General features: G+C 54.6%; 11 protein-coding genes. 5 read left to right on the top strand and 6 right to left on the bottom strand.

Annotated elements, in window-relative coordinates; translation table 11 throughout:
* Nucleotides 1–46 precede the first annotated feature (46 nt).
* The 5 genes from CJP46_RS35645 to CJP46_RS35665 all read right to left on the bottom strand — a co-directional run bounded on the left by CJP46_RS35645 (nt 47) and on the right by CJP46_RS35665 (nt 5,809).
* Complete coding sequence (locus CJP46_RS35645; RefSeq protein WP_094600322.1) at nt 47–1,435, bottom strand: sensor histidine kinase; 1,389 nt, start codon at nt 1,433–1,435, stop codon at nt 47–49.
* Nucleotides 1,432–2,097 carry a response regulator transcription factor gene (locus CJP46_RS35650; RefSeq protein ID WP_094600323.1) on the bottom strand — a complete coding sequence of 222 codons (666 nt, stop codon included), beginning with the start codon at nt 2,095–2,097 and terminating at the stop codon, nt 1,432–1,434. Before CJP46_RS35650 ends, CJP46_RS35645 begins: the two co-directional genes overlap by 4 nt.
* A 169-nt stretch (nt 2,098–2,266) precedes the next feature.
* Nucleotides 2,267–3,946 (bottom strand): arginine--tRNA ligase, encoded by a 1,680-nt coding sequence (argS, locus tag CJP46_RS35655; RefSeq protein ID WP_094600324.1) that lies wholly within the window; start codon nt 3,944–3,946, stop codon nt 2,267–2,269.
* Nucleotides 3,943–4,368, bottom strand: coding sequence for a YwiB family protein (locus tag CJP46_RS35660; RefSeq protein WP_094600325.1), 426 nt, complete (start codon nt 4,366–4,368; stop codon nt 3,943–3,945). The genes argS and CJP46_RS35660 overlap by 4 nt, the downstream gene beginning before the upstream one ends.
* 238 nt (nt 4,369–4,606) lie before the next feature.
* Nucleotides 4,607–5,809: a WD40/YVTN/BNR-like repeat-containing protein gene (locus tag CJP46_RS35665; protein ID WP_094600326.1), complete on the bottom strand. Its 1,203-nt coding sequence runs from the start codon at nt 5,807–5,809 to the stop codon at nt 4,607–4,609.
* Nucleotides 5,810–6,104: 295 nt separating this feature from the next.
* Here CJP46_RS35665 and CJP46_RS35670 point away from each other — a divergent pair, with 295 nt between their 5' ends.
* The 5 genes from CJP46_RS35670 (at nt 6,105) to CJP46_RS35690 (ending at nt 12,911) form a co-directional block, all read left to right on the top strand.
* Nucleotides 6,105–7,070 carry a carbohydrate ABC transporter permease gene (locus CJP46_RS35670; protein ID WP_094600332.1) on the top strand — a complete coding sequence of 322 codons (966 nt, stop codon included), beginning with the start codon at nt 6,105–6,107 and terminating at the stop codon, nt 7,068–7,070.
* A complete protein-coding gene (locus CJP46_RS35675; RefSeq protein ID WP_094600327.1) occupies nt 7,067–7,903 on the top strand; it encodes a carbohydrate ABC transporter permease in 837 nt (278 codons plus the stop codon). Before CJP46_RS35670 ends, CJP46_RS35675 begins: the two co-directional genes overlap by 4 nt.
* Before the next feature lie 171 nt (nt 7,904–8,074).
* Nucleotides 8,075–9,862, top strand: a complete 1,788-nt coding sequence (locus tag CJP46_RS35680) for a cache domain-containing sensor histidine kinase (RefSeq protein ID WP_094600328.1) — start codon at nt 8,075–8,077, stop codon at nt 9,860–9,862.
* Complete coding sequence (locus tag CJP46_RS35685) at nt 9,834–11,456, top strand: response regulator transcription factor (protein WP_256992672.1); 1,623 nt, start codon at nt 9,834–9,836, stop codon at nt 11,454–11,456. The genes CJP46_RS35680 and CJP46_RS35685 overlap by 29 nt, the downstream gene beginning before the upstream one ends.
* Before the next feature lie 165 nt (nt 11,457–11,621).
* On the top strand, nt 11,622–12,911 hold the full coding sequence (locus tag CJP46_RS35690; RefSeq protein WP_094600330.1) for an ABC transporter substrate-binding protein: 1,290 nt from the start codon (nt 11,622–11,624) through the stop codon (nt 12,909–12,911).
* Between the two features lie 113 nt (nt 12,912–13,024).
* Here the strand turns inward: CJP46_RS35690 and CJP46_RS37700 are convergent.
* Nucleotides 13,025–13,220, bottom strand: a 196-nt coding sequence (locus tag CJP46_RS37700) for an IS3 family transposase (protein WP_143813086.1), incomplete at its 5' end; no start/stop codon positions are given.

Consider the following 13,220-nt stretch of genomic DNA (forward strand, 5'->3'; position numbering starts at 1 on the left):
TTCTTGAGTAGGCCTGGCCAATCCATACTTTATACCGAACATGTTATCAAGTATGGGCCTCGTTATTATGGAGTTGTAAAAAGATTCGGATGCGGGTTCCTTGATTCTCCTCGGATTCGAGCAGCAGCTTCGCTTGGTGCGCCTCCGCGATTTGCCTGCATATCGATAGTCCAAGCCCGGCCCCGCCATGTTCCCTGGAACGGGCCGGATCCGCGCGGTAAAACGGTTCAAAGGCTTGGTCAACCTGCTTTGGACTCATCCCTTTGCCGAAATCCCAAACCTCCAGCACCGCTTCCGCGTTTTGCTCATAAGCGAGCAAGCGTATTTCGGCGCCTTCGGGCGAGGCATGGATCGCATTGTCAATGCAATTGACCAAATAGGATGCAAGCAAGTCGGGATCTCCCCATATACGGGTCACCGTTGAATGCAGGATAAGGTTCATGCGTGCACGATCTAAATTCCCCTGCTCCATGAGTCTTACGGATTCGAACAGCTCATCGACGGGAATGCATTTCATTTCGATGGATTGACGCCGCAGAATAGAGAGGTCCAGTAGTTTAAAGACCAGATTCTTCAGCCTCATGGTTTCGCTCCAGATGTATCCGCTTGCCGTCATCCGCTCTTCCTCGCCGATGTTCGCAGCATTCAAGTATTGCGCGAACCCTTGCATGCTCGTCAGAGGGGTCCGCAATTCATGAGCCAGGTTATCGACGATCCGCTGCTTTTCCTCCGCCATCGCCGAAAGATCGACGATATGGCTCTCGACAGCGGAAGCCATTCGATTGAAATGCTGCGACAATTCGCCGAACTCATCGTTATTCTTGAGCCCCACCCTTTCGCCGTAATTCCCTTCCGCAATCGTTTGGGTTGTCCGGGACAACTGCCGCAAGGGCCTCGTGAGCTGCCGGATCAAAATATACAGAGCTGCAGCCAGCAGCGGGCCCGCAATCCACTGGATAAGCACAAAGTAACGATTCAGTTCGCTTTGGCTCGCGTATAGTTCATCAATGCTCCGTGAATATACGAGAATCAAATGGTCATAAGGAGCCGGCAGCTTGCTTGATCTTTCAATTCGGTGCTCCGCCTGTCTACCCTCGGCTCCTGCCGCATTCGTCGTTGCCGCTCCGCCGCTTCCGTAAAGCCTTTGATCGCGATCCCACAACTGCAAATCGATGTTTTGCTGGCGGTAAAATTCGGCATAAGAACGTGCGACATCGAGCAGCACATTGTCGCTGATCACCATCCCCCTCGATTTGATGGAGTTCAGGTTTTCATAAATATTGTTGGCGATCAGGGCCAGCTCGTTATCCGCCCTCTGTACCTCTCTTTGCATATGAAGCCGCCAGCTTTTATTCATGATCATCATAACGCTTAGATCAAGCACTACGATAAACAGGATCATCACGACCATCAGCGTCTTCTGCCAAAATCTCATGCTTCACCGGACACTTCGAGGCGATAGCCGAGTTTGAAAATCGTTTTGATGCAGTCTTCCCATCCGAGCTTCCTGCGCAATTGTCGAATATGAACGTCCACGGTTCGAGTCTCGCCCTCGAAGTCATACCCCCAGGCCAGTTCAAGCAGCTTTTCCCTCGATAGCGCGATATTGCGGTTTTGAACCAATACCTCCAGTAGTTCAAACTCTCTCGCAGTCAATTCTACAACTTGCCCATTTTTATAAACCTGACGCTCGGCCAAACGCACTTCAACGCCCTCTACGCTCCATCCGTCATATTCCTTGGTATGGCGTCTTAGTACGACATTGATTCGGGCCAGCAATTCCAGAATTTCAAAAGGTTTAATAATATAATCATCCGCGCCGAGCTCGAACCCCGTAATGCGGTCGGCCAAAGCATCTTTGGCGGTAATGAAAATGACGGGAATATTCAAATGCCGGATGCGCCTCATCAGCTCAAAACCATCTAGCTCCGGGAGCATTACGTCCAATAAAATCAAGTCGACCGTTTCCTGATCCAACATGGACAGCGCTGACGATCCGTCAAATGCTTTCAGGAACTCATGCCCGACCAGCTTTAAATTCATTGTAATCAAGTCGTTAATCGGTTTTTCATCTTCCACGACCAATATCCTTGCCATGCCGAAATCCCTTCTCTCGTCTCTTCTCTTGCGGTCGTTATTCGACGATATATGCGAAAATCCTCTATCCGAGATTCAGCAGCAAGACAAAAAGACCCCTTATCGTATCCATTGGAGTTGGTTATCCAGCGGATATGATAAGGGGTTCAATAGAGCCGGGGCTACACGATTACATTTGTTCCGGTGCGCTCACGCCGACCAGTTTGAGCACGTTGGCAATGACCGTTCGAACGGCGCCAAGCAGGGCGAAACGGGCTTGTGTCTGAGCGGCGTCCTCCGTAATAACGCGCTGCGCTCTGTAATAGCTGTGGAACAGCGACGCCAAATCATATACGTAGCGGATCATGCGATGCGGCGCATAGTTGGCTGCCGCCGTGGCGATTTCCTCAGGAAGTTCTCCGATTTTGCGGAGGAGGTCATATTCATGCTCGGTATTCAGCACGCTGAGATCCACCTCGGCGAGCGGCAGAAGCGTAACGCCCTGCTCTTCGGCCTGGCGGTAAATGCTGCAAATGCGGGCATGCGCATATTGCACATAGAACACCGGGTTTTCGTTGGACGTCGAAATCGCCAAATCCATGTCAAAATCCAGATGGGAATCCATGCTTCGCATCGTAAAGAAATAGCGGATCGCGTCGATTCCGACTTCTTCCATCAGATCTTCCATCGTGACGGCTTTGCCTGTCCGTTTGGACATTTTGACCTTTTCCCCGTTCTGGAACAGGCTGACCATCTGGGCGATCAGTACGGTCAATCTCTCCGGATCGTAACCGATGGCCTCCATGGCGGCCTTCATCCGCGGAATATATCCATGGTGGTCAGCTCCCCAAATGTTGATGAGACGGTCATAGCCGCGTTCGAATTTATTTCGATGATAGGCGATATCCGGCGTCAAATACGTGTATGTGCCGTCGTTTTTCACGAGCACGCGGTCTTTGTCGTCCCCGTATTCGGTCGTGCGAAGCCATGTTGCGCCGTCCTGCTCATAGACTTGTCCCTTATTTTTAAGCTCGTTCAGGGATTCCTCGACAAGCCCTTTTTCATACAGTGACGTCTCGCTGAACCATTCGTCGAAATGAACTCTGAACAAGTTCAGGTCGCGTTTGATTTTGCCTAATTCCTTTTCAAGTCCGTACTGGCGGAAGAACGCTGCGCGTTCGCCCGGCTCCATCGATAGCAGGGAATCGCCCTTCTCGGCAACAAGTTCCTTGGCAAAACCTTTAATGTCTTCGCCGTGATAGCCGTCCTCAGGCATTTCGGCATTTTGCCCGAGCTCCTGAAGGTAACGGGCCTCAATGGATTTGCACAGATTTTCAACCTGGTTGCCCGCATCGTTGATATAGTACTCGCGGGTAACTTCATACCCTGCAAAGTCAAGAATGTTGCACAGGGCGTCGCCCACTGCAGCTCCCCGGGCATGTCCCAAGTGAAGGCTGCCGGTCGGATTCGCACTCACGAACTCGACCTGCACGCGCTGCCCTTGGCCAAGCTTAACGCGTCCGTAGTCTTCGCCTTGCGCGTAGACCTGCTCGATCACAGGGTACAAATAACTTTTGTTCAGCGTAAAGTTAATAAAGCCCGGGCCGGCGATTTCGGACTTCTCGATGGACGCTTTCTTCACATCGATATGCTCCAGAATGGCTTCGGCGATCTGTCGCGGATTTTTCTTAGCGATCCGGGTCAGCTGCATGGCGGCGTTGGTGGCAAGGTCCCCGTGAGATTTTTCTTTCGGCACCTCTAGCGTAATATTGGGAAGCTCTTCACGGCCGACCAGTCCGGCGGCGACAACCGCGTCCTTTACCGCCTCCAAAACCAGCTGATGAATCTGTTCGAGTGGATTGAGTGTCATGATTGATTATCCTCCTGTATAAAAAAGCTAATGGTGAAATGCCCTGTGCATTCCTCATATACATATAGATCGTACGCCCAGCTGATTTCCCCTGTCATTCCGTCCAGGTCCATCTTGAGGGAACGCGTATCCGTCGATAGGTTAAAGGCAGTAAAGGGCGAACGGTAAAAGCCGGGAAGCCGCTGCCCCTCCTGAAAAGACTGCTCGGATTCCACGGCGCCGTGCCGGATCATTTTCAAGCTGTTTTCGCCGATTTTCACTGTCGTTTTGGTCTTCCGCCCCTGCAAATCCGCCTCCGGCTCTTCGTACATTACATAAAGAGCTTGTCCGCGGGCAAACACCTGAGCCGTCATCTCCTGGTTGACTTCCTGACCGTCATGACGGCTTCGCAAACGGACGGTAGCCTTTCTGGCATCTGGCATTACGCAATACTCCAATCTATTCTTTCCTATTGTACTACTATATCCAGTTCGCTGTATCAATTCAATACAAACCGTCCCTGTCGCGGAATGCCGCTATTGTACAGCTTTCACAGCGTCAGGGGATCGTATTCCGGTAAACACATGCCATAATCGAAAAAAGACGGAACCCCGGTGATCACCGGCAGTCCCGCCCTTCCGATCATGACCTGCAACTTCATTCGTACAGCGATGCTTCCGTTTAAGGATTCAACGCTTCCTTAAAAGCGAACTTCCGGCTCCAGCTGGCACCGCCGTCATGGGTCGAGTAAATCGACGATTTGGTGGCGCTGGTCACGACGAGCCAGCCCGTCTTCCCGTCCGTAAAGGAGATCCGCGAATCGTAACCATTAATGGACGGCTTTACGTTCTTCCACGTATTTCCCCCATTATAAGTCACGCCGACTGACACCATACCGCCCGCCGGAGAGCCCCCGGACAGAAAGGCCGTTTCCTGGCCGATCAGCTGCATGTTGCCGGGGTGTCCGCCTGGCTGGGCCGGCCCCTGATTAACAACAGCTGCCCCGCTGCCGGGAGCCGGACCTCCGCCGGCCGTGGATTGGGCAATGACGCGCTTCCAATGTGCGCCCTGGTCCGTGCTGCCGTACAGCGAGTAGGATACCTGGGACATGCCCGAGTCGCCATAGAACAGCGCCCAGACCTGATTGCTCTTGCTGTAAATTTGTCCGCCCGCAGGGTACGGTGAGGCGAATTTCACGTTCAGCTTCGCGCTCCAGCTGTGCCCGCCGTCGGCCGTGCCCAGCACTTTATAGCCCGAGCCGGGAACAACGACCAGGACATATCCGTTGTTCTTATCCCGAAACGTAGCATACCTCGTATTGGCCGGCGTAGGGATTCTCGACCAGCTGTTTCCGCCGTTATCGGTCCGGTAGGCTCCATTTTGCGTGTAGCCGAACACTGTATTTTTGTTTAGTGCCTCCAGCCGAGTAAACGGAAGGCTGGCCGTATATACTTGGTTCCAATGCGACCCGCCGTCTACCGTTTTTAGCAGATGCATGGTCTGATGGGAAGGAAGGGTCGCGATGGCCCATCCGTTTACGTTGTCGGTAAAGCTCATCTGGGCAAAATTCCACTTCCCCGTGTATATTTCCTGCCAGTGGCACCCCGCATCCGATGTGCCGATTATAAACCCAGTCCCTGCCGCCCGGCCCGTCGACCCGTTCAGAAACTGAATGTCGGTAAAATGAAGCGGGTCCGCGTCTTCACCCATGTGCTGTTTCTGCTCTTGCTGAAGCAAGCCGTGATCGACGCTGCCGCAAGGAGCGGGCGCCGCTTGCGCTGCGTTCGCAGCATGCACGGGCGATAACCCTAAGCCCGCCGGCATCATCAGCATGAGCGCGGCGGCAGCCAAGGAAGAGTTTCTAATCAGCTTTTTGATGATCATAACGACACCTCCATATCGATTACATTACCCTCTTCGGGGACTCGCCACTCGCGAGAACGTCCCCTTCACTCCATCCGGCTTAATCATTCAATAGTGAAAGAATTTGTGCATCCTTCGCCTACAGGCAAGGTCCAGAGCGGGATACAATGAGAGCTGAGAAAAACATCCATCGGCGTATCTTCACAGAAGACAGACCGCGTTTAACGGAAGTTTTTTCTTGCGATCATAGAATTTGTTCAGCTTCGCTGAAAGCTTATAAATTCTATGACTTCAAAAAGGCGAGAGGTGATTGATGTTGAATGCACAAACAATACCGGCGGCGGACAAGGCTGAGCCGGGCAAAAACATGAAAGCGGTTGCCAGGCCTCTTAAAGGACGCTGGAACGCCCCGCTGGCTGGCTACCTGTTCATCGCCCCCTGGCTGCTGGGCTTTCTCATTTTGCAGCTATGGCCCATTATTCAATCCTTCTACTTATCTTTCACCGAGTTTTCCCTGCTGGAACCAGCCCGCTGGATCGGGCTCAAAAATTATCGGGATATCTCACAAGACCGGCTTTTCTTTAATTCGCTGAAGGTGACCTTCCTGTACGTGATAACTTCGGTTCCCTTGAAACTGCTGGCGGCGCTGCTGGTCGCCCTGCTGCTGAACCGGAAAATCCGGGGAATTTCCTTCTACCGCACAATCATTTATCTGCCGTCCCTGATCGGTGGAAGCTTGGCAGTGGCCGTACTGTGGCGCAACATTTTCGGCCTCAACGGATTCATCAATCAGCTTGCGATTCTGGTCGGCATCGCCCCGAAAAACTGGATCGGGACCCCCTCCACCGCTCTCGGAACCCTGGTTCTGCTGACGGCGTGGCAGTTCGGCTCATCGATGATTATTTTCCTGGCCGGCCTTAAGCAAATTCCCGGTGAGCTGTATGAAGCCGCATCCGTGGATGGGGCCTCGCCGCTTCGCAAATTCATCCGGATTACGCTGCCCATGCTGTCGCCCGTCATCCTGTTCAACCTGATCATGGGCATCATCAACGCGTTCCAGATGTTTACCTCGGCTTTTGTCGTCACCAACGGCGGGCCGGTCAATTCGACCGAAATGTTTGCCCTGTTCCTGTACAACAAGGCCTTCGGTTCGCTGCAGATGGGCTACGCTTCGGCTCTGGCCTGGATCCTGCTCGTCATTATCGGCATCGCCACGGCAGTTAATTTTATCGCGTCCAAATACTGGGTGTTCTACGAAACAGAAACGGAGGGTCGCAAATGACAGGCGTTCTGAAAAAACAAAACTGGCTGGTTCATATTCTGATGATCGCGTTCTGCTTTGTGATGTTCTACCCCGTGCTTTGGTGGATCGGCGCCTCCTTCAAATCGACGGCTGAGATCAGTCTGCCCACCCTGTTCCCCAAGGTATGGCTGTGGCAGAATTATACGGAAGGCTGGAACGCGCTGCCCAAGTATACGTTTACACGCTTCTTCATGAACAGCCTCAAGCTGAACGTGGCGACCACGGTGCTGCACGTCATCTCGGCCAGTTTGGTGGCCTTCGGCTTCGCGCGGCTGACCTTTCCGCTGAAAGGGTTGTGGTTTTCCATCCTGATGATGACCTTGATGCTGCCGGGCCAGGTCACGCTCATTCCGCAGTATACGATGTTCCATTCTTTCGATTGGATCAATACGTATCTGCCTCTGATCGTCCCTTCGGCCATGGGCGGAGCCTTCTTTATTTTTCTGATCGTCCAATTTATCCGGGGCATTCCGCGGGAGCTTGACGAGTCGGCGAAAATCGACGGCTGCACCTGGTTCGGCATCTACCTGCGCATCGTCATGCCGCTGACCCTGCCGGCGCTGATCACGGTCATGATTTTCTCGTTTATTTGGGGCTGGGATGATTACTTCGGTCCGCTGATTTATCTGAATACCGTGGACAAGTATACCGTCCCTCTCGCACTCCGAATGTTCATCGATTCCCAATCGGCCGTGCCGTGGGGTCAGCTGCTCGCCGTGTCCCTGCTCTCCGTGCTGCCGCCGGTCGTGATCTTCTTCCTGGCACAGAAGCATTTCGTCGAGGGCATCGCCACGTCTGGGCTGAAAGGCTAGTCAACGTGGAGCGCAATAAACGAAAGCCCAGAGGACACGCTCATTCCATGCTTTTCTTCCGGACCGCAGCGTAAATGCGAACCTCTCCCCCGGCCTGCCCTGAACGGCCGCTTTGAGATAGCAAAGCGTTAACGCTACGGCCCCGCCGCATCCAAGAGGAGGGGAAAAGCCATGAATCCGTTTCACATGTTCCGTATCGATTATGTGTTTTTCTTCAGCTTTGCCGCTTTTATCGCGATCCTGATCACCATCATGATGATCGTCAGTTACCGGTTCTCCGCAGATGAGCAGGCGGGCAGCGCCTCCATGTACCAGCAGGCGGTGCTGCAGCAGCTCAATAAGCAGCTCACCGACCAGATGAGCGCCGTGGAGCAAACCTCGCTCGCCGTGTCCATCAACTCCCCGCTGGTCAATTATTTGACGATGAAAGGAGATTATTATGCCCGCAAAACGGCCAGGGACGAACTGAACCGAGATTATCTGGCCCCGATGCTGAACAGCTCTCGCTCGATGTTCTCCTTTCAGATTTATATGAGCGATCCGCTGCAAGTCGACCCTAACGCCAACATTCAATACCTCCCGCTCGCTTACGCCAGCCGGGAAAGCTGGTATCCTGCCGTCGACAAAGCCGACTTCGTCTGGATCGGACAGCGCGAGGTCGGCTCGCCACAGGGAAAACAGCAGGTCATCAGCTTTATCCGTAAAATCACGACGCCGGACGGGGTGAACCGCGGAATTCTCATTATTAACGTCCGCGTCAAGTTTCTGCAGGACATCCTGACGGAGGACAACTCCTCGGCCAGCAGGCTGCTGCTCGACTCTGGCGGCCGGATGATCATGCATACCCGGATTGCCCCGCCTCCCGGAGAAATCGACGCCATTCTGGAGGAGGTCAACGGGGATGCCGGTCACGCCCATCAGCTTCTGGAATCGGCAGGTTCCCTTCCGGAGAAGAATATGCTGACCGTCTGGACCCGTACGGCTCCGGGCAGCTGGATGCTGGTCGAGCTTACCCCATGGAAGGACATCACAGGCGGGAGTATCCGCCTGGCATGGACCATGGCCGCAATCGGAGCAGCAGCCATTCTGCTGTCGGTGTTCTTCACGCTGTTTCTATCGCGTAATTTCACGCGGCCGATCCGGAAGCTGGTTCAGCTGATGCAGGCGTTCAACCCCGGCAAGAAGGGCTTGCCGCTCCCTACGGAGTACCGCAACGAATTCGGCAGTCTCTTCAGCGGCTACCGCAAGCTGACCGAACGGATCGAGGCGCTGTACCAATCGCTGGAGCAGCATTATAAGGCGCAGCGCGAAGCGGAAATTAAGGCGCTCCAGGCGATGATCAACCCCCATTTTCTCTACAACACCCTGGATCAGCTGAACTGGATGGCACTGGAAGCTGGCCAGGAGGAGATCAGCCGGGTGCTAGAGCTGATGGGGCAGATGTTCCGCATCGGTTTGTCCGGCGGCGAATCCTTGATTCCGTTACAGGATGAGCTGCTCCACGTCGAATGCTACTTGAAAATTCAGCAGTTCAAATGGGGCGGAGGCTTGGATTGGGAGATCCATTGTCCGGAGGATCTCCGGCAGCTGCTGATTCCGAAGCTGACCCTGCAGCCCTTCGTGGAAAACGCGATCGTGCACGGCTTTCATGGACGCTGCCATGGTCAGATCGTTCTGACTGCCGCGTACGAGGACCGCGGCATCCGGGTGTGGATCCGGGATAACGGCATTGGCCTGCGGGACGATTGGAAGACCCGAAGACGCCATCCAACCGGCGGATATGGCATCCGTAACGTAACGGAGCGCATTCAAGTATTTTTCGGTCCGCCCTTCGGCGTATCACTCCAGAACCGTACCGGCGAATCAGGCACCGAGGCGGAGATTTATCTACCAAAGCTGACGCAGCAGCCGGACCAGGAAGGAGGACGAGATGATGTGGACGCTCGCGATCGTGGATGACGACCGGCAGGTGCTCGGAGGCATGTCGCGGCTCATTCCCTGGGAGCAGCTCGGCATCCGCCCCGTTGGGGAAGCCATGGACGGCGAGGAGGGGCTCCGACTGATCAAGGCTGCCAAGCCAGACATCGTCATCACGGACATCTATATGCCGGTCATGAACGGGCTGGAGATGATTGAGCAGCTTCGCAAGCAGCAGTTTGACGGCAAAATCATCATCTTAAGCGGGTACTCCGACTTTGATTATGCCCGCAAAGCGCTGCGGCTGCAGGTTGACGATTATTTGCCAAAGCCCGCCTCTCCGGCAACCATCCGCGAGGTGCTGCAGCGCGTAACAACCGAATTGTCGGAGAAGAGAGCGGCAGAGCACCGCGAGCAGGAACTTCAGGCCCGGCTGATGCAGTACGAGCCTTATCTGGAACGGGAATGGGTGAAATCGGTCCTCACGGGCGGGACCTCTTCCGCGCTGAACGAGCCTTCCCGGATGCTGGAGCGGAGCGGCTGGAAAGGCGCCCAGTTTATGATGCTGGCCCTGGAAATCAAGCGGCAGGGCCGCATAGAAGGCATCTCGGCCCGGGACTGGCACCTGTTCCGCTTTGCCGTCGGCAATACGGTCGAGGAGCTGGCCGGACAGGACGGGCTGCGGAGCTATTTTCTTGAGCTGCACAGCCACCATATGACGCTGCTGCTGTATAAGCCCCTCTCCTGGCCTGCAGAGGCCTTTCGCTCGGAAGTGCTGGCGCTCGCCGGGCGCATTATCTTGTCGGTGGACCGTTACCTTCAGGTCAAGCTGCGCATCGGGGCCGGCCTCCGGAAAGACAACTGGATGGCCATCGCGGACTCCACGGAAGAGGCCTTTCAAGCACTGGCTGAGCGGCGCAAGCCGGATGCAGACCACCCCTGCGTCTACGTCTACACCGAGGGCGGCTCCGCGCATTCGGCAGCCCGCAACGTGCGGCCGGTTCGATTCTTTCAGGAAATGGCGGACGCGGTCCGGTCTTTCGATGAGCCGCGGGCCTTGCTGGCGCTGGAGCATTTCACAAACAACGACAGCGGTGCTGCGCAGCTCCCTCCCGGCGAGCTTGCCGCCCTCGGGACACAGCTGTTTGCCATCCTATCCTTCACCCTGTACGAGTCCGGTCTCAAACTCGACGACGAGCTGCCGCCTGCAGATCTGTCCAAAGAGCTTGCCCTGATGGAAGATGCGGAGCAGTGGAAGGCATGGGTGGCGGAGAAAGTGAAGCGGATCTGCCGCCGGTTTACCCCAAATGAAAACCTGAAGCACAAGGAAACGGTGGACTTTATCATCCAATACATTCACGAGCATTACGCCGAGAACATCCATCTGCAGGATGTAGCCGATCAGGTTTACATATCCAAAAATTATCTCAGCACCCTGTTCCGCCAGTTTACCGGCGAAACGTTCGGCGATTATTTGACCCGGGTACGGATGGAAAAAGCCAAGAGCATGGTCCTGGAGAAAAGGCTGCTCATCGCCGAAATTGCCGAGCGGGTCGGATACCGCAACGTTCCGTACTTTACGACGCTGTTCAAAAAGCATACCGGCCGCAGTCCGACTGAGTTCTACCGGGCCTAATGCAGCCCAGCTGGCTTTACCCGGTACACCGGACAAACGGAGCCCGCAGTTCATCGATATTCGTAAAATACTGAAACGATTTGTTACATTGTCTGCTACGCGGAAGTTCCCGCGCTTGGTACCTTAGAGCAAGAAGAGATCAGTTACTTAAGGGAGGTTCAACCGATGAGAAAATCATGGCACCGTCTCGCCGCAGGCACAGCGGCCGTACTAATGCTATCCCTCGTTCTGTCCGCCTGCAGCGGGGTCAAGAAGGAAGAATCCGGGTCTGCGGGCACCGGAAACGGCAAGTCCATCACGCTGCGGATTATGTGGTGGGGCTCGCAGGCCCGTCACGACGCAACTTTGAAAGCGCTTGATTTATACTCGAAAAACAATCCGGGCATCACGTTCGAGCCGGAATACCAGTCGTTTGACGGGTACCAAGACAAGCTCTCGACCCAATCTGCAGGAAAAAACACCCCGGATATTTTCCAAATGGATGCCGCCTGGTTCAATGACTGGGCCTCCAGCGGCCGGCTGGAGGATCTCTCGTCCATTCCGACGGATAACATCGACAAAGCCCTGCTCGATACGGGCACCTATCAAGGCAAGCTGTACGCGATGCCGCTCGGCAACAACGCCTGGGGCATGGTGTACAACAAGACGATGATGGACAGCCTTGGCGTTCAGCCCCCAAAGACATGGGACGAGTTTTTCGCCATGGCGCGCGACCTGAAGTCAAAATTGGCTAAAGACCAATACCTGACCCGGGATTTGACCGCCGACGGGGCATCGTACATGACCTATCAATTGAGCATGGGCAAAGGCTTCTCCATGAGCAAGGACGGAAAGTTCCACTACGACGAAGCCACCTGGAAAGACTGGATGAACAAATGGGCACAGCTGCGCAAGGACCATCTCGTGCCCCCGCCGGATGTGACGGTGTCGGATAAATCGCAGGACGCGCAGATGGATCTGCTCGTTCAGGAGAAAATCCTGCTCCGCGGCGCGCATGCCGCGGAATTCGGCGGAACGGATGCCCTTAAACCGGGCGTAATGGCACTGACGACTCAGCCGCGGGGGACGCAGGCGGGTGGATGGCTGAAAGCCTCCATGTATTGGAGCGTCAGCCCCAACAGCCAATATAAAGACGAGGCCAAGAAGTTCATCGACTGGTTCGTCAACAGCCAAGAAGCCGGCGACATCCTCGGCACGTCCCGCGGGATCCCGGTTAACAAAACCGTCGCCGATGCGCTTGAGCCGAAGTTCACCGATGTCGACAAAAACGCCCTGGGCCTGATCAACGAAGTGTCCAAGGACGGGGCCGCGTTCGACCCGGGTCCCGGAAACAAAGGCGGCTGGGCCAATTTTACGAAGGAATACGACAACATCACCCAGTCGATCATGTTCGGAAAAGTCAGCGTTGACGATGGCTGGGACCAGATTGTCAAGCTGAGCAAGAACCTGGACTAGCTTACAGCTTCCCCTCCGATGGATCTCGGCTCATCGCCTTGCGGGAAGGCACAAAAAAGAAGCACCCGGTAGTATGGAGTTACCCCCGTCAAGTAGACAGTTATAAAAAGGACCTAGGCAACCTTAGTTCGGTACTCAACCGGGCTAAGGTTGTTTAATTTTTTCTGGAATCGGTGGTGGTTATAAAATCGAATATAACGATGAATTTCATCTACGAGTTGCTTTTGGTCTGTGTAGTGGTGTAGCCGTAAAGATTCGCTCTTGAAATGGCTGAAAAAGCTTTCCATACATGCGTTATCATGACAATTA

It is taken from the genome of Paenibacillus sp. XY044 (assembly GCF_002257645.1).
GTDB lineage: Bacteria > Bacillota > Bacilli > Paenibacillales > Paenibacillaceae > Paenibacillus_AQ.

What these genes read in the sequence shown, in the direction of transcription:
- CJP46_RS35685 (WP_256992672.1), top strand. Translation starts at nt 9,834, where the DNA reads ATGATGTGGACGCTCGCGATCGTGGATGACGACCGGCAGGTGCTCGGA.
- CJP46_RS35680 (WP_094600328.1), top strand. Translation starts at nt 8,075, where the DNA reads ATGAATCCGTTTCACATGTTCCGTATCGATTATGTGTTTTTCTTCAGC.
- CJP46_RS35675 (WP_094600327.1), top strand. Translation starts at nt 7,067, where the DNA reads ATGACAGGCGTTCTGAAAAAACAAAACTGGCTGGTTCATATTCTGATG.
- CJP46_RS35645 (WP_094600322.1), bottom strand. Translation starts at nt 1,435, where the DNA reads ATGAGATTTTGGCAGAAGACGCTGATGGTCGTGATGATCCTGTTTATC.
- argS (WP_094600324.1), bottom strand. Translation starts at nt 3,946, where the DNA reads ATGACACTCAATCCACTCGAACAGATTCATCAGCTGGTTTTGGAGGCG.
- CJP46_RS35650 (WP_094600323.1), bottom strand. Translation starts at nt 2,097, where the DNA reads ATGGCAAGGATATTGGTCGTGGAAGATGAAAAACCGATTAACGACTTG.
- CJP46_RS35690 (WP_094600330.1), top strand. Translation starts at nt 11,622, where the DNA reads ATGAGAAAATCATGGCACCGTCTCGCCGCAGGCACAGCGGCCGTACTA.
- CJP46_RS35665 (WP_094600326.1), bottom strand. Translation starts at nt 5,809, where the DNA reads ATGATCATCAAAAAGCTGATTAGAAACTCTTCCTTGGCTGCCGCCGCG.
- CJP46_RS35660 (WP_094600325.1), bottom strand. Translation starts at nt 4,368, where the DNA reads ATGCCAGATGCCAGAAAGGCTACCGTCCGTTTGCGAAGCCGTCATGAC.